The sequence below is a fragment of the Streptomyces sp. NPDC054961 genome (genome assembly GCF_053609145.1).
Window position 1 is genome coordinate 35,437 of the sequence record NZ_JBSGWY010000011.1, and the last position, 20,724, is coordinate 56,160.

23 protein-coding genes and 1 pseudogene are annotated in these 20,724 nt (G+C 71.8%); 12 read left to right on the top strand and 12 right to left on the bottom strand.

All coding sequences use genetic code 11. From position 1 onward, the window contains the following. Positions 1-24 precede the first annotated feature (24 nt). The 4 genes from ACWF9Z_RS13145 to ACWF9Z_RS13160 all read left to right on the top strand — a co-directional run bounded on the left by ACWF9Z_RS13145 (position 25) and on the right by ACWF9Z_RS13160 (position 4,455). Entirely contained in the window at positions 25-1,302 is a 1,278-nt protein-coding gene (locus ACWF9Z_RS13145; RefSeq protein WP_453601177.1) for a serine hydroxymethyltransferase, read from the top strand. 202 nt (positions 1,303-1,504) lie between these two features. Then, positions 1,505-2,518, top strand: a complete 1,014-nt coding sequence (trpS, locus tag ACWF9Z_RS13150; protein WP_453601179.1) for a tryptophan--tRNA ligase — start codon at positions 1,505-1,507, stop codon at positions 2,516-2,518. A gap of 127 nt (positions 2,519-2,645) precedes the next feature. After that, the gene (locus ACWF9Z_RS13155) at positions 2,646-3,254 is read left to right on the top strand and encodes a 2'-5' RNA ligase family protein (protein ID WP_453601182.1); all 609 of its coding nucleotides are present in this window, start codon (positions 2,646-2,648) and stop codon (positions 3,252-3,254) included. Between the two features lie 145 nt (positions 3,255-3,399). Further along, a complete protein-coding gene (locus ACWF9Z_RS13160; RefSeq protein ID WP_453601184.1) occupies positions 3,400-4,455 on the top strand; it encodes a YihY/virulence factor BrkB family protein in 1,056 nt (351 codons plus the stop codon). Here the strand turns inward: ACWF9Z_RS13160 and ACWF9Z_RS13165 are convergent. Next, positions 4,406-5,833: a D-alanyl-D-alanine carboxypeptidase family protein gene (locus tag ACWF9Z_RS13165; protein WP_453601186.1), complete on the bottom strand. Its 1,428-nt coding sequence runs from the start codon at positions 5,831-5,833 to the stop codon at positions 4,406-4,408. The two genes, ACWF9Z_RS13160 and ACWF9Z_RS13165, sit on opposite strands and share 50 nt — an antisense overlap. Between ACWF9Z_RS13165 and ACWF9Z_RS13170 the strand changes: the two genes are divergently transcribed. The 3 genes from ACWF9Z_RS13170 (at position 5,772) to ACWF9Z_RS13180 (ending at position 9,084) form a co-directional block, all read left to right on the top strand. Beyond that, positions 5,772-6,032, top strand: a complete 261-nt coding sequence (locus ACWF9Z_RS13170) for an SCO4848 family membrane protein (RefSeq protein ID WP_453601189.1) — start codon at positions 5,772-5,774, stop codon at positions 6,030-6,032. The two genes, ACWF9Z_RS13165 and ACWF9Z_RS13170, sit on opposite strands and share 62 nt — an antisense overlap. Next, positions 6,029-7,387: a metallophosphoesterase gene (locus ACWF9Z_RS13175; RefSeq protein ID WP_453601192.1), complete on the top strand. Its 1,359-nt coding sequence runs from the start codon at positions 6,029-6,031 to the stop codon at positions 7,385-7,387. The genes ACWF9Z_RS13170 and ACWF9Z_RS13175 overlap by 4 nt, the downstream gene beginning before the upstream one ends. Before the next feature lie 137 nt (positions 7,388-7,524). Next, positions 7,525-9,084, top strand: coding sequence for an ABC transporter substrate-binding protein (locus ACWF9Z_RS13180; protein WP_453601195.1), 1,560 nt, complete (start codon positions 7,525-7,527; stop codon positions 9,082-9,084). A gap of 60 nt (positions 9,085-9,144) precedes the next feature. Here ACWF9Z_RS13180 and ACWF9Z_RS13185 read toward each other — a convergent pair whose 3' ends face one another. From ACWF9Z_RS13185 to ACWF9Z_RS13205, 5 genes are all read right to left on the bottom strand, one after another. Further along, positions 9,145-9,519: a cupin domain-containing protein gene (locus ACWF9Z_RS13185; RefSeq protein WP_453601196.1), complete on the bottom strand. Its 375-nt coding sequence runs from the start codon at positions 9,517-9,519 to the stop codon at positions 9,145-9,147. A gap of 137 nt (positions 9,520-9,656) precedes the next feature. Further along, complete coding sequence (locus ACWF9Z_RS13190; protein WP_453601199.1) at positions 9,657-10,607, bottom strand: hypothetical protein; 951 nt, start codon at positions 10,605-10,607, stop codon at positions 9,657-9,659. After that, positions 10,574-10,933, bottom strand: coding sequence for a molybdopterin dinucleotide binding domain-containing protein (locus tag ACWF9Z_RS13195; RefSeq protein ID WP_453601201.1), 360 nt, complete (start codon positions 10,931-10,933; stop codon positions 10,574-10,576). The genes ACWF9Z_RS13190 and ACWF9Z_RS13195 overlap by 34 nt, the downstream gene beginning before the upstream one ends. A 359-nt stretch (positions 10,934-11,292) precedes the next feature. Continuing rightward, positions 11,293-12,420 carry a cation:proton antiporter gene (locus tag ACWF9Z_RS13200; RefSeq protein WP_453601204.1) on the bottom strand — a complete coding sequence of 376 codons (1,128 nt, stop codon included), beginning with the start codon at positions 12,418-12,420 and terminating at the stop codon, positions 11,293-11,295. A gap of 247 nt (positions 12,421-12,667) precedes the next feature. Beyond that, positions 12,668-13,126: an AMP-binding enzyme gene (locus tag ACWF9Z_RS13205; RefSeq protein WP_453601207.1), complete on the bottom strand. Its 459-nt coding sequence runs from the start codon at positions 13,124-13,126 to the stop codon at positions 12,668-12,670. A 57-nt stretch (positions 13,127-13,183) separates the two neighbouring features. Between ACWF9Z_RS13205 and ACWF9Z_RS13210 the strand changes: the two genes are divergently transcribed. Beyond that, positions 13,184-13,429, top strand: a complete 246-nt coding sequence (locus tag ACWF9Z_RS13210) for a hypothetical protein (protein ID WP_453601210.1) — start codon at positions 13,184-13,186, stop codon at positions 13,427-13,429. 7 nt (positions 13,430-13,436) lie between these two features. Here ACWF9Z_RS13210 and ACWF9Z_RS13215 read toward each other — a convergent pair whose 3' ends face one another. The 6 genes from ACWF9Z_RS13215 to ACWF9Z_RS13240 form a co-directional block, all read right to left on the bottom strand. Next, entirely contained in the window at positions 13,437-14,222 is a 786-nt protein-coding gene (locus ACWF9Z_RS13215; RefSeq protein WP_453601211.1) for a TetR family transcriptional regulator, read from the bottom strand. Between the two features lie 11 nt (positions 14,223-14,233). After that, on the bottom strand, positions 14,234-14,686 hold the full coding sequence (locus ACWF9Z_RS13220) for a thiol-disulfide oxidoreductase DCC family protein (RefSeq protein ID WP_453601214.1): 453 nt from the start codon (positions 14,684-14,686) through the stop codon (positions 14,234-14,236). A gap of 5 nt (positions 14,687-14,691) precedes the next feature. After that, positions 14,692-15,096: a hypothetical protein gene (locus ACWF9Z_RS13225; protein WP_453601216.1), complete on the bottom strand. Its 405-nt coding sequence runs from the start codon at positions 15,094-15,096 to the stop codon at positions 14,692-14,694. 140 nt (positions 15,097-15,236) lie between these two features. Beyond that, a complete protein-coding gene (locus tag ACWF9Z_RS13230) occupies positions 15,237-15,995 on the bottom strand; it encodes an alpha/beta fold hydrolase (RefSeq protein WP_453601219.1) in 759 nt (252 codons plus the stop codon). Positions 15,996-16,136: 141 nt separating this feature from the next. Beyond that, the gene (locus tag ACWF9Z_RS13235) at positions 16,137-16,724 is read right to left on the bottom strand and encodes a hypothetical protein (RefSeq protein WP_453601222.1); all 588 of its coding nucleotides are present in this window, start codon (positions 16,722-16,724) and stop codon (positions 16,137-16,139) included. 66 nt (positions 16,725-16,790) lie between these two features. Continuing rightward, positions 16,791-16,952, bottom strand: a complete 162-nt coding sequence (locus ACWF9Z_RS13240; protein ID WP_453601444.1) for a hypothetical protein — start codon at positions 16,950-16,952, stop codon at positions 16,791-16,793. On the opposite strand from ACWF9Z_RS13240, the pseudogene ACWF9Z_RS13245 reads away from it, so the two are divergent. From ACWF9Z_RS13245 to ACWF9Z_RS13260, 4 genes and pseudogenes are all read left to right on the top strand, one after another. Next, a pseudogene (locus ACWF9Z_RS13245) lies at positions 16,930-17,352 on the top strand (IS5 family transposase); the annotation flags it as partial. The gene ACWF9Z_RS13240 and the pseudogene ACWF9Z_RS13245 overlap by 23 nt on opposite strands. Then, entirely contained in the window at positions 17,349-17,864 is a 516-nt protein-coding gene (locus ACWF9Z_RS13250) for an NUDIX hydrolase (RefSeq protein WP_453601225.1), read from the top strand. The pseudogene ACWF9Z_RS13245 and the gene ACWF9Z_RS13250, both read left to right, overlap by 4 nt. A 79-nt stretch (positions 17,865-17,943) precedes the next feature. Next, a complete protein-coding gene (locus ACWF9Z_RS13255; protein ID WP_453601227.1) occupies positions 17,944-18,291 on the top strand; it encodes a hypothetical protein in 348 nt (115 codons plus the stop codon). A 1-nt stretch (position 18,292) separates the two neighbouring features. Continuing rightward, positions 18,293-20,596 carry a DUF4132 domain-containing protein gene (locus ACWF9Z_RS13260; RefSeq protein ID WP_453601230.1) on the top strand — a complete coding sequence of 768 codons (2,304 nt, stop codon included), beginning with the start codon at positions 18,293-18,295 and terminating at the stop codon, positions 20,594-20,596. The last annotated feature ends 128 nt before the right edge of the window (positions 20,597-20,724 follow it).

Consider the following 20,724-nt stretch of genomic DNA (forward strand, 5'->3'; position numbering starts at 1 on the left):
GACATCGACCCCGGAGGAACCGCCATGAGCGCGAACCACCACCTCGCCCATCCCGCCCTGCTCGCCACCGACCCCGAGCTGGCGTCCTTCGTCGCCGCCGAGGAAACCCTGCAGGCGCGGACCCTGCGGCTGATCCCCAGCGAGAACTACGTGTCCGCCGCCGTGCTGGAGGCCTCCGGCACGGTGCTGCAGAACAAGTACAGCGAGGGCTACCCGGGCCGCCGCTACTACGAGGGCCAGCAGAACATCGACCGGATCGAGGCGCTGGCGGTCGAGCGGGCGAAGGGCCTGTTCGGCGTGGACCACGCGAACGTCCAGCCGTACTCCGGCTCCCCGGCCAACCTCGCCGTGTACCTGGCCTTCGCGAAGCCCGGCGACACCGTGATGGGCATGGCCCTGCCGATGGGCGGGCACCTCACGCACGGCTGGGGCGTCTCGGCGACCGGCTCGTGGTTCCGGGGCGTCCAGTACGGCGTCCGGGCGGACTCCGGCCTGATCGACTACGACGCCGTACGGGACCTCGCGCTGGCCGAGCGCCCCAAGCTGATCTTCTGCGGCGGCACCGCCCTCCCGCGCACGATCGACTTCGAGGCGTTCGCGTCGATCGCCAAGGAGTCCGGCGCGGTCCTCGTCGCCGACGTGGCGCACATCGCGGGCCTGATCGCGGGCGGGGCGCACCCCTCCCCGGCCGGGCACGTGGACGTGATCTCGACGACCACGCACAAGACCCTGCGCGGCCCGCGCGGCGCGATGCTGATGTGCCGCGAGGAGCACGCCAAGGCCATCGACAAGGCGGTCTTCCCGGGCCTCCAGGGCGGCCCGCACAACCAGACGACGGCCGGCATCGCGGTGGCGCTGCACGAGGCGGCGCAGCCCGCCTTCGTCTCGTACGCCCACGCGGTCGTGGCCAACGCGAAGGCACTCGCCGCGGCGCTGCTCGAGCGGGGCTTCGACCTGGTCTCCGGCGGTACGGACAACCACCTGATCCTGATCGACCTCACGGGCAAGGACGTGCCGGGCAAGGTCGCCGCGAAGGCGCTGGACCGGGCGGGCATCGTCGTGAACTACAACACGGTGCCGTTCGACCCGCGCAAGCCGTTCGACCCGTCGGGCATCCGGATCGGCACGCCGTCGCTGACCTCGCGGGGCCTCACCCGGGCCCACATGCCGGTGGTCGCCGACTGGATCGCCCGCGCGGTGTCCGCCGCCGCGGCGTCGGACGAGCCCGCGCTGGCCGCCGTCCGCTCCGAGGTCGAGGACCTGATGGCCGCCTTCCCGGCCCCGGGTCTCCCGCTGTCGTAACCCGCGGGGGACGCCGGAGGGCCGGATCCGGCCCTCCGGCGGGGGGAAATCGGTCGCTCGCTCCGGGCAAGATCAAGCCGACCGGTTACGGGCGAGTACGCACAGTGATCGCCCGTGCCCCGGGGCTCCGGGTCCCGACGACCCGCCCGGTTCCGGCCAGCGCCGGGCCGGACCCGGCCGGTCCACCTGAGAGAATGAACCCATGGCTTCTGATCGTCCTCGCGCGCTCTCCGGCATTCAGCCCACCTCCGGTTCGTTCCACCTCGGGAACTACCTCGGAGCCATCCGTCAGTACGTCGCCCTGCAGGAGACGCACGACGCCTTCTACATGGTCGTCGACCTGCACGCGATCACCATGCCGCAGGATCCGAAGGAACTCCGGGCGAACACCCGGCTCTCCGCCGCGCAGCTGCTCGCCGCCGGCCTGGACCCCGAGCGCTGCACGCTCTTCATCCAGAGCCACGTGCCCGAGCACGCGCAGCTCGGCTGGGTCATGAACTGCATCACCGGCTTCGGCGAGGCCAGCCGGATGACCCAGTTCAAGGACAAGTCCGCCAAGCAGGGCGCCGGAAACGCCACCGTCGGCCTGTTCACGTACCCGATCCTCCAGGTCGCCGACATCCTGCTCTACCAGGCCGACGCCGTCCCGGTCGGCGAGGACCAGCGCCAGCACATCGAGCTGACCCGCGACCTCGCCGAGCGCTTCAACCAGCGCTTCGGCAAGACGTTCACCCTCCCGGCGGCGCACATCGTCAAGGAGGTCGCGAAGATCTACGACCTCCAGGACCCGGCGATCAAGATGTCGAAGTCGGCGTCCTCCCCCAAGGGCCTGATCAACCTCCTCGACGAGCCCAAGGCCACCGAGAAGAAGATCAAGAGCGCCGTCACGGACACCGAGGCCGTGATCCGTTTCGACGCCGTGAACAAGCCCGGCGTCAGCAATCTGCTCACGATCTACTCCACCCTCACGGGCGAGTCGGTGGCCGCGCTCGAGGCCGCGTACGAGGGCAAGGGCTACGGCGCGCTCAAGACCGATCTGGCCGGCGTGATGGTCGATTTCGTCACACCCTTCAAGCAGCGCACCCAGGAGTACCTGGACGACCCCGAAACCCTGGATTCCCTGCTGGCCAAGGGCGCGGAGAAGGCCCGGGCGGTGGCCGCGGAGACCCTGGCACAGGCGTACGACCGCCTCGGTTTCCTGCCCGCGAAGCACTGACGGGGACCGAAGAGGAAGAGGGCCCTGGCGAATCGGGGGGTGCTGCCGCCACACTGGGTCGGCAGCACCTGTTCGGCACACGAGCCGCGCACGGACGACGCACAGGACCAAGGCGGAGGAGAGATACGTGGGGACCGTAACGCTCGGCGTTTCGATCGCGGTCCCGGAGCCGTACGGCAGCAGCCTCCAGCAGCTGCGCGCCGGCTTCGGGGACGCCGCCGCGCACGGGATTCCCACGCACGTCACCCTCGTGCCGCCGACGGAGGTGGCCGCGGACCGGCTTCCGGAGATCCGCGCGCACCTGGCCGCGGTCGCGGCCGGGAGCCGTCCCTTCGTGATGCGGCTGGCCGGCACGGGAACCTTCCGGCCCCTCTCACCGGTCGTCTTCGTCCAGATCGCCGAGGGCGGCCCGGGCTGCACCCGGCTCCAGGGCCGGGTCCGCGACCCGCAGGGCCCGCTCAACCGGGAGCTGGCGTTCCCGTACCACCCGCACGTCACCGTCGCCCACGGGATCTCCGAGGAGGCGATGGACCTCGCGTTCAGCACCCTCGCGGACTACGCCGCGGACTGGGTCTGTGAGGGCTTCGCCCTCTACGAGCAGGGCTCGGACGGGGTCTGGCGCAAGCTGCGGGAATACCCCTTCGGCAACGGCGCGCCCGGCGTCCCCACGCAGCCGGGCTCGTCGGCCGACCATGCGGCGACCGCCGCGGGCGAGAAGACCGTACGCCGTTCCTGACGCAGGAACCGGAACCGGAAGCTGATCCTTCGCAGGACCAGGGCGTGGAACGGCCGAGCCGTCGGGCGAAAAGTCACAATCGACGACCGTAGTCTCCATGAGCGGCAATCCTGGCTATTTCCGGCAGCTCATTTACGGTGACCGTATGGACTGGCTGACGAAGCTCCCGCTGATCGGGTCCGTGGTGTCCGCGCTCATGCGGACCCACCTGTGGCGTTCGTACCAGCGGCTCGACCGCGTCCACTGGACCCGGCTGGCCGCCGCGATCACCTTCATCAGCTTCCTCGCCCTCTTCCCGCTGATCACCGTGGCCGCCGCGATCGGCGCGACCCTGCTCAGCCAGGAGCAGCTCGACCGGCTCCAGAGGAACCTCGCCGAACAGGTCCCCGGCATCTCCGACCAGCTCGACATCAACGCCCTCGTCGCGAACGCGGGCACGGTCGGGCTGGTCGCCGGCGGCCTCCTCCTCCTCACCGGCATCGGCTGGGTCGGCTCGATGCGCGACTGCCTGCGCGCCGTGTGGGACAAGGACGAGGAGGACCAGGGCAACCCCGTCCTCCGCAGGGGCAAGGACGCTCTCGTCCTCCTGGGCCTCGGCGGCGTCGGCCTGTGCTCGGCCGCCGCCTCGATCTTCGGTTCCAGCGCGGTCGGCAAGGCAGGCGACTGGCTCGGCGTGCCCCGCGACGGCGCGGGCGGCGGCCTGCTGCGGGGCGGGGCCTTCCTCGTCGGCGTCGTGGCCGCGTTCCTGCTGCTGCTCTACCTGCTGACCCTGCTCCCCGGCGTCGAACCCCCGCGCCGCCGCCTGATCGAGGCGGCCCTCCTCGGCGCGGCGGGCTTCGAGCTGCTGAAACTGCTCCTCAGCGGCTACATGCGGGGAGTGGCCACGAAGAGCATGTACGGGGCCTTCGGCGTGCCGATCGCGCTGCTCATCTGGATCAACTTCACGGCGAAGCTGCTGCTGTTCTGCGCGGCGTGGACCGCGAGCCGCGACGACGCGGACGCGGACACCGACACGGACGGGGACGGCGACACGGACGGGGACGGGGACGGGGCGCCGGACCCGGAGCCCCGGCCGGAGCCGGGTTCCGAGCCGGCCGGGTCCGCGGCGCCCGCCACGGCTCCGGCGCCCTCCGCGCCCGCTACGCCCTCCGCTACGCCCGGCCGCGAGCGCGGCGGCCGCGCCGCGGCAGCCGCCGGTTGATCACGTACGCCCCGCCGGCCACGACGGCGAGGACCCCGCCCGTGACGCCGAGGGCCGTGCCCACGCCCCCGCCCGAGCCGCCGGCCGCCGACGGGTTGTTCTCGTGCGACTGGGCCGGGGAGCCGTGCGAGGAGGTGTCCGCGCTCTTCGGCGGCACCAGCTCGCCCACCGGCTTGACCTTCCCGGCCGCCGCGAACCCCCAGTCCAGGAGGTCGGCGGTCTCCTCGTAGACGGAGTTCGCGCCACCGGTACCCGGGTTCATCACCGTCACCAGCAGCTTCTTGTCGCCCTGCTGGGCGGCGCCGGTGAAGGTGGAGCCGGCCATCGTCGTATTGCCGTTCTTCACTCCGGCGATGCCCTTGTAGGGGGAGAGGCCGCCCGCCCCGGTCATCAGCCGGTTGGTGTTCTGGATCTCGAAGGTCTCGCGCGGCTTCCCGGGCTCCTGCCGGCCGGGGAACTTCGCGCTGGCCGTGCCGCAGTACTCCCGGAAGTCCCCCTTCTGCAGGCCGGAGCGGGCGATGAGGGTGAGGTCGTAGGCGCTGGAGACCTGACCCGGAGCGTCGTAGCCGTCAGGGGACACCACGTGCGTGTCCAGGGCCTGGAGCTCCTCGGCGTGCGCCTGCATGTCCTTGACGGTCTTCTCGACGCCGCCGTTCATGGCCGAGAGCACGTGCACGGCGTCGTTGCCGGAGCGCAGGAACACGCCGAGCCACAGGTCGTGGACGGTGTACTCGGTGTCCTCCTTGATCCCCACCAGGCTCGATCCGGCGCCGACCCCCGACAGCTCCTGCTCGCTGACCTTGTGGACCTGGTCCTTCGGCAGCCCCGGGAGCACGGTGTCGGCGAAGAGCATCTTCATCGTCGAGGCCGGGGGGAGCCGCCAGTGCGCGTTGTGCGCCGCCAGGACCGCGCCGGTCTCGGCGTCGGCCACGATCCACGAACGGCCCGTCAGGTTCGCCGGCAGGGCGGGAGCCCCGGGCAGCAGGTTGACCTGCGTACCGGGCTGACCGAGCGACGCGCCGCCCACCGAGGACATCGCGGCGGGCGGCGCGGGCGCCTTCGGCGGCTGCCCCTTCCCGTCGGCCGGCGGCGTGGGCGCCGGATCCGCGTGCGCGGGCGACGCGAACAGGGTCGGGACCAGCAGCACGGGAAGCACGGCGGAAAGGACCGTCAGCGCGGTCTTCTTGGCATACACGCAGGTGAAAGTACATCCCGATGCTCCGACCGCCGGCGCGGACCGGCCAACCCGCCGCAACCACTGCCGGGACAGCCCACCCCGGCGCGTCCGTCCTGGGGACGAAACGGATACTGAGCTCATGAGACTCAGCCGCACCGTTTCCTGGTTCCTGCTCGCCTTCGGGGTGTGGAGCTGGTTCATCTGGGTGTCTTTCGTCCGGAACCTGTGGAAGGACGGCAGCGGTCTGGCCTTCGACGACGCGGGGGACCCGACCGGATACTTCTGGGTCCACCTTCTCCTGGCTGTGGCGTCCTTTCTCCTGGGGACGGCCGTAGGAGTGATCGGGTTGCGCGGGGTGCGCGCTCTGCGGCGTGAATCACGTGGGGAGCCGGGTGCGTGACGATCGCTCTGTTCGTCGTCGTGGCCCTGGCCGTACTGGCCCTCCTGGTCCTGGTGCACCGCTGGCTGTGGATCCGCCTGGTCCGCGACACCACCGCCCCGGGAGGCCGGGCCCGCCGCGCGGGCACGGCACTGGCCTTCGCCCTCCCGCTGCTCGCCGTGGCCGCGCTGGTCGCGGGCCGGGCCGGGGCCCCCTTCTGGCTGGAGCGCGTGGTCGCCTGGCCGGGCTTCCTCTGGCTGGCCGTCCTGCTGTACCTGAGCCTGGCGATGCTCGTGGCCGAGCCCGTCCGCGCGGTGTGGCTGCGCCGGTCGAAGGGGCGGGTCCAGGAGGCCCCGGCGGCCCCGGCGGTCCCGGCGGCCGAGACCGCCCGGGAGGCGAGCTCCGAGCGAGCCGGTGCCGGGGCCGCTGCCGATGCCGGCGCTTCTTCCGCTGCCGGTGCCGATGCCGATGCCGGAGCCGCGCCGTCGGCGGGCACGGCCTCGCAGCTCACCCTCACGGTCCCGTCCGGGCCCGCGGGGACCGCCCCGGACGGGGTCAGCCGCCGCCGCTTCGCGCGGACCGTGGCCGGAGCCGCCGGCGCCGTCGCGGTCGGAACCGTCGGCTACGGCACCTACGGGGTCCTGCGCGGCCCCCGCGTCAAGCGGGTCCAGGTGCCCCTGGCGAAGCTGCCGCGCGCGGCGCACGGCTTCCGCATCGCCGTCGTCAGCGACGTCCACCTCGGCCCGATCCTCGGCCGGGCCCACACCGCCCGCATCGTCGAGACCGTCAACCGCACGCAGCCCGACCTGATCGCCGTCGTCGGCGACCTCGTCGACGGCAGCGTCCACGACCTCGGGCCCGCCGCCGAGCCGCTGCGCGGACTGCGCGCGCGGCACGGCGCGTACTTCGTCACCGGCAACCACGAGTACTTCTCCGGCGCCGCGCAGTGGGTCGACCACGTCCGCGAGCTCGGCCTCACGCCGCTGGAGAACGCCCGGCGCGCGCTCCCGTACTTCGACCTGGCCGGGGTCAACGACGTCGCGGGCGAGAGCGAGGGGCACGGTCCCGACTTCCGGGCGGCCCTCGGCGACCGCGACCGCAGCCGTACCGCCGTGCTCCTCGCCCACCAGCCGGTGGTCATCGACGACGCCGTCCGGCACGGGGTCGACCTCCAGCTGTCCGGCCACACCCACGGCGGCCAGCTCTGGCCCGGCAACTACGTGGCCGAGCTCGCCAATCCCACGGTCGCCGGTCTGGAGCGCTACGGCGACACCCAGCTGTACGTATCGCGGGGCGCCGGCGCCTGGGGGCCGCCCGTCCGGGTCGGTGCGCCGTCCGACATCACAGTCGTCGAACTCGCCTCATATCATGCGTGAACTCCATTAAACGGTAAGGACCCGCCGGGAATCGGCCTTCCCGAGGCCGAAATTCCATGATTGGCTTGACCGATAATCGGATAACTGGTCGTGCACAGCGGGGCGTGGGTGCGCGGCACGTGGGGGTGGAGTCAACGATGTTGCGGTCTGTCCGCTCGAAAGTCATCGCGGCCGGGCTGGTCCTCGGCGTGGCCGGCGTGGCCACCTGGCAGTTGCTGCCGTCCGATGTCGGCGGCGGTGAGGTGATCCGCGTCGGCACCAGCGACGTGGTCTCCTCGCTCGACCCCGCGGGGGCGTACGACGCGGGTTCCTGGGCGCTGTTCAGCAACGTCTACCAGTCGCTGCTGACCATGCGGACCGGGTCGGACGTCCCGGTGCCCGACGCGGCCTCCTCCTGCAAGTTCATCGGGGACAAGCTCACCACCTACCAGTGCGAGCTGCGCCCCGACGTGAAGTTCTCCTCGGGCCGCGCCGTCACCGGCGAGGACGTGAAGTTCTCCTTCGACCGGATCAAGGCGATCAACTCCGACCAGGGGCCGGCGCCGCTGTTCAACACCCTGGCCTCGGTCAAGGCCGAGGGCAACACCATCACCTTCAACCTCTCCGCCGGGGACGCCACCTTCCCGTTCAAGATCGCGACGGGCGCCGCCTCGATCGTGGACAAGGACAAGTACCCGGCCAAGGCCCTGCGCGAGGACGAGAAGGTCGACGGCTCCGGCCCCTTCACCCTCGACGGCTACACCTCGGGCACCAGCGCCGAGCTCAAGCCGAACGCGGGGTACAGGGGCCAGGGCAAGATCTCCAAGTCCCCGGTCACCGTCAGGTACTTCAAGGACTCCGCGGAGCTGGAGCAGGCCTGGAAGGACCACGGGATCGAGGTCGCCCACCGCGACATGCCCCCGGCCGTCCTCGCCGCCCTCAACCCGGGCCTGGAGGACACCCGCTACCAGGCCTCGGGCGGTACGGAGACCCGCAGCATGGTCTTCAACGTCCGCGCCGGCTCCCCGGTGGCGCAGCCCGCCGTCCGCCAGGCCGTCGCCGCCGTCCTGGACCGCTCCAAGCTGGCCAGCGAGGTCTACAAGGGCACGGTCACGCCGCTCTACTCGCTCGTCCCGGCGGGCATCGCCGCGCACAACACGCCGTTCTTCGACGCGTGGCCGTCGCCGAACGGAGCCGCCGCGAAGAAGCTCTTCAAGGACGCCGGGATCACCAATTCCGTCGCGATCACCCTCGGCGTCAACGTCCGCGGCTCGAACGTGGCCGAGGCCGAGGAGATCAAGAAGCAGCTGGAGTCCACCGGGCTGTTCCACGTGACCATCAAGCCGGTCGAGAAGTGGGCCGACTTCCAGAAGGGCTACGCGGCCGGCGAGTACGACGCCTACACCATCGGCTGGATCGCCGACTTCCCGGACGCGGACAACTTCCTCGCCCCGCTCGTCGGCGCCGACTCCTCGATGAACAACGGCTACTCCGACAAGGCCGTCGACGAGCTGATCACCCGTACCCAGTCCTACTCGGACCGGGGCGCCGCCGCCAACGACTTCCACGACCTCCAGAAGCTGGTCGCCCAGCAGGTCCCGATGCTGCCGATCTGGCAGAAGAAGGACTACGTGATGTACCGCGAGGCCGTCACCGGCGCGCAGTACCTCTCGGACGGCACGGGCGTGTGGCGCCTGTGGGAGCTGAACCGGATCTGACCGGGCGGGCCCCGGGCCCACCCGGTCCACCCGGCCGTCGCGGCCGTACGGCGCCGTCCGTCAGATCCACTCCTCCCGAGCGGTCTGGGCGGCGCCCTCCGCGGTCCCGGTGTTGACCACCCCGGCCGCGTCCATGATCAGGATCCGGCACTCCTCCTCGGCGACCGGCCGGTGGTCCAGGCCGCGCGGGACGACGAACATGTCGCCCGGTCCGAGCCGGACGCTGTCGCGGTCCCTGAGCTCGATGACGAGGTCTCCGCCGATGACGATGAACAGCTCGTCGCCCTCGGGGTGGTTGTGCCACACGAACTCGCCCTTGACCTTCACGGCCTTCAGCTCGAGGCCGTTCGCCTCGAGGACCGTCTTCGGCTCCCAGTGCGCGGTGATCTTCGAGAGCTTCTCGTCGATGTTGACCGTCGTGTCGGGCCTTGCCATGGATCCTCCTGTGCGGTGTGCTCGGGTCGTACGGGTCCACCGTGCGGGACGTGCCGTACGGGGTCTGCCGTGTGGGGTCTGCCGTGCGGGGTCTGCCCGCCGGGCCTGGGGTGCGGAACGCGCCGGGCCGGGCCGGCTCAGCAGGTCCCTTCCACCCGGCCGAAGACGGCCGGGCGCAGCCGCGGCCCGTTCGGGCCGATCGAGTGGATGCCCACCAGCGCCACCGTGCGGTCCCCGTCGCGCAGCAGCCGCCCGCGTACCGCGTAGGCGTCGCCCGCGGCGAAGGGGGCCTTGAACACCGCCGCGATCCGGTCCACGTGGTGCCCGGCCGCGGACAGGCCCGCCTCGGCCATCAGCCGCGTCGCCATGTCCTCCATGGCCGCCGTGTACTCGCCGGTGAAGACGTACTGGTTCACGTCCGTGTGGTGCAGCCCGTACGTGCCCCGCACCTCGACCGGTTCGGCCACCGCCTCGACGCATCCGGGCCCCGTCTCGCTCAGCGACTCGACCGTGGGGTGCGGCTCCTTGAACACGTGCAGCCGCAGGTGTCCGAGCTCCGGCTGGGGCTCCCGTACGAGGCGGTCGGCGGCCGGCCCGAAGGGGCGGACCAGCGTGAGGACCACCCGGCCCTCCCCGCACGGGCGGGGCTCCTCGGAGAGCTGCTCGCGGTAGCGGCGCGGGTCGCCCGCCCCCAGCGGGGTGGAGAAGGCGTAGCGGATGTCGAAGCCCAGCCTGCTGGTCGGATGTCCGAGGCCCTCGCCGGAGAGCTCGCTGTGCCGCGTCTCGACCGCCGTGTGCAGCGGCGCGGCCACGGCCGCCGGGTCCTCGCCGCGCCGGAAGTCGAGGTAGCTGACCACGGAGGCCACCCCGCGGCCCCGCATCGCGCCCACGTCGACCGACCGGCTGATCCCTTCGTACATCAGGGGCGCGAACCAGCCGATCAGGGAACGGACCTTGATCCTGAGCCCGGCGTCGAGGTCGGGCACTTCGAGCGGGATCCGGCTCTCGGTGGCGACCGATTCGCCCGGCTCGGCGGCGACCGGGTCCGTTCCGGTCACGTTTCCGGAGGGCTGGGAGGCTGCTGGCATGACGGCTCCTGCGAGGTCGTGGTGCGGCTCTCAGACGGTTCGGCTTCCGGGAAGGCCGAACGAAGGAAGGCGACGATGCGTTCCCCGTAAGCGTGGCCCGCGGGGACGTCCTCGCTGAGTTCCGCGGGGCACAGCAGGGAACCGATGTCGTTGGTCAGCCGTACCTGCGCACCCGCGGCCACCCCCAGCCGGTCCGCGTCCGCCGGATTGACGTACACGCCGTTGCGCTCCGGCCACAGCGCCTCCCCGGTCGCCGTGGCCGAGTTGAACATCGCCACGTCGCGGCGGTAGGACTTCGGGCCCATCCCGCCGCGGCCGGTGATCATGCTGGGCGGCGCCTTCCTCGCCGTCATCAGCGGACAGCGGGCGGCCGCCCCGGAACCCTCCGCCGCCCCGGAACCCTCCGCCGACGCGGGGACCGGCCCTCTCGCGTCCGGACCGCCGCCTCGCAACCGCCCGCGTCCGAGGCCCTCGTACCCGCGCCGGAGCCCGAGGGCGCGCTGGGGGCGGGCGACGCGGTGAACCGGTGAACCGGTGAACCGGTGAAGCGATCACGCCATGACGGGGTGACGCGCCGGTAGGCGCCGTCACCCGCACCAGACGCGGTGCGCCTTGTGTACTTCCCCCGTCACAAGGCGCACCGTTCCTCTTTCCTCTTTCATCTCTCCGTCCGGACCGCCTCCGGTCAGGAGGCCTCCTCCTGGCTGACCAGGTCCCGGCCGCTCGGTTCCGTACTCCGGTCCGTACGCGGTGCCGGGAGCGGCGGCGCCACCGTACGTCCGGACCTCGGGTGGAACCGTTCGAGCAGCGGGCCGGTCATGATGGTGGTCACCACGGCCATGACCACCATCGCCGTGAACATCCTGCTGTCCAGGACCCCGAGCGCCAGTCCCACGTTGAGGATGACGAGTTCGGTGAGCCCGCGGGCGTTGAGCAGTACGCCGAGGGTCATCGACTCCCGTGCCGTCGCCCCGGTCAGCCGGGCCGCTCCGGCGGCGCCCGCGAACTTGCCCGCGCAGGCCACCGCGACCACGGCCGCGAGGATCACCAGGCCCTGCCAGCCGAGACCGGCGAGGTCCACGGACAGTCCGGTGACGATGAAGAAGACCGGCAGCAGGAACAGGCTGGTCTGCTCGATCCGCTCCGGCACCTCGGGCGCCGTCTCGTCGATCTGCCGTCGCGGCACGATCGCACCGAAGGCGAACGCCCCGAAGACGGAGTGCAGGCCGATCGCCTCGGTGGCCCATGCGCACAGCAGCAGACCCACGACCAGTACGGCGTGCACGGCCGGGCTGCCGGCCCAACGCCGTTGCGGCGAGAGCAGCCGGACCAGGCCGGGGCGCACGATCAGCATCAGGCCCAGGACGAAGGCCACGGACCAGAGGGCCATCCGCGCGAGCGGCCAGGGCCCGGTGGCCGTCGCCAGGGCGACCACCACCGCGAGCACGGTCCACGCGAGGAAGTCCTGGATCGCCGCGCAGGCGATGGCCATGGCGCCGAGCCGGTCCCTCTGCAGACCGCGCTCGCTGATGATCCGGGCGAGGACGGGGAAGGCGGTGATGGACATCGCCGCCCCCAGGAAGAGGGCGGGCACCAGCAGCCCGTCCGTCTTCATCTGCGACCGGAGGAACCAGGGCTGACAGGCCCAGGCCAGGCCCGCCCCCAGGGCGAAGGGGAGGGCGACCGAGCTCAGGGAGACGGTCGTCACCTGCCGGCCGTGGCCGCGCAGATGGGATCCGTCGAACTGGTAGCCCACGCCGAACATGAACAGCACCAGGCCGAGTTGGGCCAGGACCTGGAGGTACGGTTTCACCGCCGGGGGGGAAGAACAGGCCGACCAGGTCGCCCGGGAACAGCCCCAGCACGCTGGGTCCCAGGGCGATCCCGGCGACGATCTCGCCGACGACCACGGGCTGCCGTACGCGTTGGGCCAGCCGGGCGAAGAGGTAACCGGCGGCGACGATCAGCGCGAGCGCGCCGAGGATGCTCCCGGTCACGGAGGACGCGGATCCGGCGGCGAGGACGTGCGCCGGTAGGGATATCGACGGGAGGGGCATCGTTCAGGCCGCTCCAGGTCCGGCCGCACCGGCGGAGCCGGACGCGGGATCCGCGGAACCGGCCGCGAGATCCGCGGCCAGCGCCTTGCGGTCGATCTTGCCGTTCGGATTCAGCGGGAAGGCCGCCACCTCGGCGAACTCCTGCGGCACCATGTTGCGCGGCAGTTCCGCGAGCAGGTCGCGTCGCAGGGCGCGCTCCACGATGTGTTCTCCGGCGGGGATCACCAGGGCGATCAGCTGCGCGTCGCCCTCGGCCGACGGCACGGGGACGACCACGACGTCGCGGACGTCCGGGTGGCGGCGTACGGCGTGCTCGACGTCGCCGAGGTCGATCCGCATCCCGCGGATCTTGACCTGGTGGTCGATCCGGCCGACGACGACCAGCTCGCCCGAGGGAGCGGCGTAGCCCTGGTCGCCGGTGCGGTAGAAGCGGTGCGGGGCGCCGTCCCGCTCAGTGGTCACGAACCGTTCCTGGTGGACCGGGTCGGAGTTGAGGTAGCCGGCGCCGTTTCCGGCGTCGTGGACCGCTTCATCACGACACTCACCGACCCGGACGGCGGAACCTCCCTGCAGATCCGGATCAAGATCCAGGGGGCGACGGCCGAGGACTGCGGCCAGTTCGAGGTGGTCCTGGAGCGGGAGCACACGAAGGCGCTGGGCGAGACGCTGCTGTCCCTCGTGCCCCGGCCCGCGTCGGCGATTCCGTGCTCCGTCGGGGTGAGCCTGCAGACGCCCCCCGCCAGCAGGCCCCGGAGGTCCGCCTGAGCCCGGCCTAGGAACGGGACGCGTCCGGATCCGGGCTCGTGCCCGGGTCCGGGTCCGGACCGGCGTCCGGGTCCGAGGCCCGCTTGCGGAAGCGGCCCTTGGTGGCCGCGGCGGTCTGGGCCATGCCCGGAAGGAAGTCCGCGAACAGTTCGTGCACCTCCCGCACCAGCGGTCGCAGCACGCGGAACCGGGCCAGGATGATGCCCCGCGTCGTGAGCTGCGCGCCGCGCTCGGCGAGCCGCCGGGTCTTCTCGCTGTTCGGGGACCGGTCGAAGACCCAGTAGAGGACCAGGCCCATCTGCGAGAGCCACATCAGCTCCGGCAGTACGTCGGCCAGTTCGTCCGGGACCTTGGTCTTCGCCCCGGCCAGCACCTCGCGGTGCATGTCGATCGCCTGCTTGCGCGCGGGCTCCGACTCGGGGGAGAAGGGGCTGAGGGGGCTCTCCGGGTCGGCGGCGTTCTTGAAGAACTGCGAGGCGAACTCGTGGTACGGCGCCGCGATGTCCAGCCAGCTGGTCAGCACGCCCGCGAGCCGCTTCTGCAGGTCGCTCTCGCTGTCCAGGATCGGCCGGACCGCCGCCAGGTGCGCGGCGCCGATCCGGTCGTAGAACCCCTGGACCAGGTGTTCCTTCGACTCGAAGTAGTAGTACGCGTTGCCGACCGATACTCCGGCTTCCTTGGCGATACCGCGCATCGTCGTCTTGTCGAAACCGCGCTCCTGGAAGAGGCGCAGCGCGGTTTCGAGGATGAGGGTGCGGGTCTGCTCGCTCTTGGGCGCCTTCTGATCAGTCACGGTGTATGACCCTATCGGGGTGCGGAGCAGTGGTCGCCACAGGCCGGTTCCTCCGCGTCGGCCGGACCGCCGCCCGCGGGTCCGGCCGCCCCGTCGCGCGAGTCGTCCCGTACCGCCGCCCGCCACGCCGAGGCGGTGTACATGGCGGCCTTGGCGAAGGGCCGGCCGGCCGCGGTGGCCAGCCAGTTCGCCTTCGGCCGGTGTTCGGCCAGGGCCCACAGGCAGACGATGAAGGCGTCGGTTCCGGTCCACACCTGGCCCCGGTCCCCGATGACCGTGATCTCCCGCAGGGTCGAAGCGTGATCGAGCTGCGGGTAGCGGCGCTGCGCCTCGAACGAGGCCGCGGGCAGGAGCCGGAGCGGCACCAGCCAGCGCTGGGCGAGCAGCCAGTGCCGGATGTGGACGCAGAGCGGGCAGTTCGCGTCGTAGAGCACCGTCAGGTGCCGGATCGCCGTGGTGGCCATCGTGCTCAGGCCCCGGCGGGCGCGGTCCACCCCTGGGGGGCGACCGGCGGGGTCTGCTGGCGCTCCATGATGCCGCGGCGGCGCATCTTGTTGAGCACCCAGACGTTGCCCAGGTGCATGACGCCGAGGACCAGGAGCACGACGCCGATCTTGACCGAGAGCGCCTCGAAGAGCCCGCGGGCCTCGTTGACGGTCTCGCTGGCCCGCAGGTACAGGGTGACGAAGCCGATGTTGACGAGGTAGAAGCCGACCACCAGGAGGTGGTTCACGGCGTCCGCGAGCTTCTCGTTCCCCTGCAGGACGTCGGCGATGAAGATGCGGCCGTTGCGGCTGAGCGTGCGGGCCACCCAGATGGTGAGTCCGATGCTGATGATCAGGTAGATGACGTACGCGACCACGGTGAGGTCCATTGCCCTCAGCCCCCTTGAACGTGTTCAACTGCTGACAGCACTGACTGTAGACCTCTTTTTGAACAGGTTCAAGCGAGCCGGGGCGGCCGCTTCTCAGGGCTTCCGGACAAGGGGGCGCTCGCCGATGGCGGCGATCCGGGTCAGGGGCGGGGCAGGAAGTCCAGGAGCAACCGGGTGGTCTCCGCCGGTCGTTCCAGGGAGGGCAGGTGGCCGGCCCAGGGCAGTTCCACGTGGAGCGCGCCGGGGACGAGGGAGGGGAGCTCGGCCGGGATGCGGCGGAAGTCGGAGATGTCGTGGGCGCCGCCGACGGCGAGGACGGGGGCGACGATGACGGACAGGTCGACCGCGGGCTCGGGGAGCTCGTGGTCCCCGGTCGCGGACGGTGCGGACCGGAGGTTCCCCAGCTGCATGTCCGTGACGAGGTCGCGGGCCTCGGCGGAGGCGTCCGGCCCGAGCCACTGGCGGGCGTTGAGCTCGGCCGCGCCCCTCAGGTCCCCGGCGTCGAGGAGCGCGTCCTCGGCCGCCCCGAACGCCCTCTGCTCCGGGCCCGGCTTGTGCCCGGGCCGCACGGGGCACAGCAGCGCCAGCGCGCTCACCCGGTCCGGGTGCAGCGCGGCCAGCGTCAGCGCGACCCGGCCGCCGTACGAGGATCCGACGAACGCGGCCCGCCGGATGCCGAGGTGGTCCAGCAGCGTCCGTACGTCACCCTCGTCGCTGTACGGGGCCTCGGCGGCGGGGGAGTCCCCGCAGGTCCGGAAGTCCGGCCGGACCACCCGGAACCCGGCGTCGAGCAGCGGCCGCCACTGCGGCTCCCACATCCGCCGGTCGCACACGGAGGAGTGCAGCAGGACGACGGCCGGCGCGCCCGCGGGCCCGTCCACATCATGAGAAAGGATCATCCGGAGATCCTGCCTGAGTCACCGGCGCGCGAACCACCGGGTTTCCCCGGGGCCCGGGCCGGCCGGGCCGTGGACGACCCGCGGGCCGCCCCCGGACGGTGGCGCGGGGCGGCCGGCCGGACGGCTCGCCCCGGGGCGGCGTCACATGCTCAGCGCGCGGGCCTGGTTGAGCTGGCTCATCACCCACATGTACGTGCCCGGGTCCACGGCCGGGATCATCGTGGAGTGGTGGCGGCCGCCGCTGTGGACGGTGATCTGGATGTAGCCCGTCGTGCGACGCTCCTTCATCAGGAGGAAGAACAGGCCGAGCAGGCAGAAGAGGAAGAAGATGATCGCCAGCACGATCGCGTGCGCCGGGATCTTCTCCTCCGTCCGGGAGAGGTCCGTGGCGTTCCAGATCGCCCCCCGCAGCGGCATGTTGCCCGACGGGGTGATGATCTGGTCCCCGGCGATGGTGATGTCGCCGAGGGACAGCCCGGCGGCGCCCGGGGCCCCCATGGGGGCGGGGGCGTGCATCGGCGCGGGAATGCCCGCGCCGGCGATGGTCGGCTGGTAGGCGGGGGGCTGCGGGTAGCCGTAGCCCGCCTGGTCGGGGCCCGGGGGCGGGTAGCCGTAGCCGGGCTGCGCCGGGTATCCGTAACTCGGGGTGCCCGGGCCCCACTTGTATTCCTCGTTGGCCCCGCCTCGGCTCGGGTCGTTCGCGTAGGGGTTCGGCTGCTGCTCGCTCATGCGGCCGATAATTCCACAGGCGCGCACGGCCCAGTGACTGATCGTTTCAGAATGGGGTCGGGGCGGTCATTCTTCGTCGAGTCGCTGGAGGACCTGCGTGAGGGCACCGGAGTCGAGCAGGCCGACGAGCACTTGAGTCATGTTGCCGATGTCGGCGTCCCGAACGATCAGGCCGTCGGAACACCAGGGGTAACGCCCGCCCAGAACCCCGCTCGCGGTCACGCTCACCGGCGGAAACCGACACGACGTCACCCAGCTCGTGCCGCTGCTGGATGCGGTCCCACCGGTTCGAGGGCGCCGGGGACGTCCTCGCACCAAACCGCGGCGCCTGTACGCCGACCGGGGCTATGACTTCGACAAGTACCGCCGTCTGCTGTGGAAGCGCGGCATCAAGCCGATGATCGCCCGCCGGGGTGTCGCTCACGGGTCTGGTCTCGGCAGGGTGCGCTGGGTGGTCGAGCGTTCGTTCGCCTGGCTGCACCAGTTCAAGCGCCTGCGGATCCGCTACGAACACCGCGCTGACCTGCATCAGGGGCTTGTGCAACTCGCGTGCTGCATCATCTGCCTGCGCCGCCTCTCCAAGGGGCGCCACCGCACCTCGCCCATCGAAGGAGAAACCAGTCAGTGACCTCCGCCGAGCCGTTCACCCGTATCAAGATTCGCGTAGCCGCAGCCCTGTTCAACGGCGACGAGATCGCCCTCATCCGCCGCACGAAGAACGGCCAGGACCAGTACACCCTGCCAGGTGGCAACGTCGAACCTGGCGAACCCATCCCTCAAGCCCTCGCACGTGAACTCGACGAAGAACTGGGCCTGGACCTCGCAGAGGCGAGCAGCGTTCCACAGTTGACCTGGATCCAGGACGCCATGGTCACCCGCCCCGGCAGCGCCCCACCCCGGAAACTCCACCTCGTCTTCCGCGTCCACATCGACAACACCACCCGCGCTCGTCTGCGCACCATTGAGCACGATGACACTGCTGGCGCCGGCCACCTCACCTGGCGCCACTACAAGGACACGGCCGACAAGGCGCTGTTCCCACCGGTCCCACTCGCCGCACTCGTTACTCCCACGGCGCCGCTCGATGCTGCCCGGGCACTGCTACCGACCATGGACGACAGCAATTACCACTGGATCTGATCCGCCGCCGTGCCCCACGTGACCCCTTTTTGAAACCACCTATAAGCCGAATGTCAGTGGCCGACCCTAATCTCCGGGCATGGGAAGCGTGATGTTCGTCGACGAGACGACTGCCGGGGGCCGCAGTGACGGCTGGGGAATGGAGATCGCCGAAGAGCGGCTCGCGCTGCGCGAGTTGATCCGGCGGCGGATCTTCCAGGAAGTGGCCGAGTCCGAGGCGGCCGGCAGCCGCCTGGTGCGTCCGGCCCAGGAGGGCGGCCGGGTCGATCCGCAGGCGCAGACGCGGGCCGCTCTCGCCGCCTTCGAGCGCAACGGATTCCTCGTCCTGGTCGGCGACCGGCAGATCACCGAGCTCGACGAGCAGGTGGACCTCCCGCTCGGCACGGAGGTCACCTTCCTCAAACTCGTCGCGCTGGTGGGTGGCTGACATGGCGAGGGACGAGGTCACGGAGCGGGCAGCGGGCACGGCGACCGGCACGGCGACGGACACGGCGACGGGAACGGCGACCGGCACGGTGAACGGCAAGGCGACCGGGAAGGCGGCCCTGAGGGCCGTCGACCTCGACGAGGCGACCCGGCAGGCCTTCGAGCAGCTGGGGCAGAAGTACCACACCTACAGCGGCGACTGGTCGGCCCGCGTGCACGGGTGGCAGGCCGCCGGCCGCACCGTCCCGGCCGCCGCCGTGGCCACCCTGCGGCGCAGCGCGCTGACCTCCTGCCCCGTCCCCGGCCTGCGCGCCGTCGCCGGGCAGTTGAACGGACCCGCCCTCAACGTCGGCGAGCAGTGGGCCGACGAGGCCATGGCCGACGGTCGCTGGGACGCGCTGCTCGCGCACGCCGCCACGGCCACGGCCGCCCGGCCCACCGCCGCGTGGGAGGAGACCGCCCGCGCGCTCGTCGCGGCCAACGAGGCCGGCCCCGAGGCCCTGCGCGAGGCCGTCACCGGCTGGCTCGCGCTCGTGGACCGGCCGCGCACCCTCCCCCTGACGGAGACCTGGTACGAGAAGCAGCTCGACCCCTACAACGCCAACGCCCTGCGCGGACTGGCCTGGCTGCTGCCCCTGCTGCCCGCGCACCCCGGGATACCGCGCGCCCTCGGCCGGCTCGTGGAAACCTGCCTGCGCAAGGTCCCGGGGCACGGCCCGTGCAATCCCAAGGTGGCCAACGCCGGAGTGGTCGCCCTGTCCCGGACCGGGGGAGAGGCGGCCCTCGCCGAGCTGGCGCGGCTGGCGAGCCGGGTGACCTTCAAGGGAACCCTCAAGGTCATCGACGCGGCCCTGGAGGCCCGCGCCGAGGCGCTCGGGCTGAGCCGGGAGGAGATCGAGGAGCTCGCCGTGCCCGCGTACGGCCTGACGGAGCCCGGGCGCGCCGCCCTCCCCTTCGGGGAAGCCCTCGCCCTGCTCGAGGTGCGCGGCACCAAGGCCGTGCTCTCCTGGCGCAACGCCGCCGGCAAGGCCGTCAAGAGCGTGCCCGCCGCCGTCCGCCAGGAACACGCCGAGGAGCTCAAGGAGCTCAAGGCCGCCGTCAAGGACCTCGACAAGATGCTCACCGCCCAGGCGGAGCGCCTCGACCGGCAGTTCCTCGCCCGCCGCACCTGGACCTACGGGGCCTGGCGCGAGCGGTACCTCGACCACCCGCTGGTCGCCACCCTGGCCCGCCGGCTGATCTGGACGGTCGCCGGAGTCCCGGCCGTGTACGACGGCACGGACATCCGCGGCATCGGGGGCGACCCGCTGTGCGTCACGGCCGACGCCGAGGTCCTGCTCTGGCACCCCGTCGGCCGCGAGCCCGCCGAGGTGGCCGCCGCCCGCGAGCGCCTCGAAGAGCTCGGCATCACCCAGCCGTTCAAGCAGGCCCACCGCGAGGTGTACCCGCTGACCGAAGCCGAGCGGACCACCGGCACGTACTCCAACCGCTTCGCCGGCCACGTCCTGCGCCAGCACCAGTTCCACGCCCTGGCCGCCGTACGCGGCTGGCGCAACAAGCTCAGGCTCTGCGTCGACGACAGCCTGCCGCCCGCCGTGCGCGAGCTCCCGCAGTGGGGGCTGCGGGCCGAGTACTGGATCGAGGGGGAGGAGAGCGGGGACTACGACGCCGACACCACCGACTCCGGCAGCTACCTGCGGCTGCGCACCGACCAGGTGCGCTTCTACCCCATCGACGCCCCGCAGAACTGGGCCGGCACCTACGGCGGCGGATACACCATGGACCGGCACGGCGGCCAGCCCCCCGTGGCCCCGCTCCCGCTCACCGCGATACCCGAGCTGGTGCTCAGCGAAGTCCTGCGCGACGTCGACCTCTTCGTCGGCGTCACCAGCGTGGGCAACGACCCCACCTGGTCCGACGGCGGCCCCCAGGGCCGGTTCCGCGCGTACTGGACCTCGTACGGTTTCGGCGAGCTCGGCCAGAGCGCCCAGACGCGGCGGACGCTGCTGGAGCGGTTGGTGCCGCGGCTGGCGATCGCCGGCCGCTGCACGATCGAGGGCCGGTTCCTGCACGTCAGGGGCGAGCTGCGGACGTACAAGATCCACCTGGGCTCCGGGAACATCCTGATGGAGCCGAACGACCAGTACCTGTGCATCGTGCCGAAGGCCGGGGCGGCCCCGGACGCGGGCTACCTGCCCTACGAGGGGGACCGGACCCTGGCCGTGATCCTCAGCAAGGCGATGCTGCTCGCGGACGACACCGCCCTCACGGATCCGACGATCACCAGTCAGATCCGCGGGGCCTGACGCGCGGTACGCCGAAGGCCCCGCGGGGGGGGGGGGTACACGCGGGGGCGGGGGGCGGGCGCGGGGGGGGGGTGGGCTCTAGCGTCGGGGGAGGTGGGCGGGCGGTGCTGCCGTGTCTCCCGTCGCTC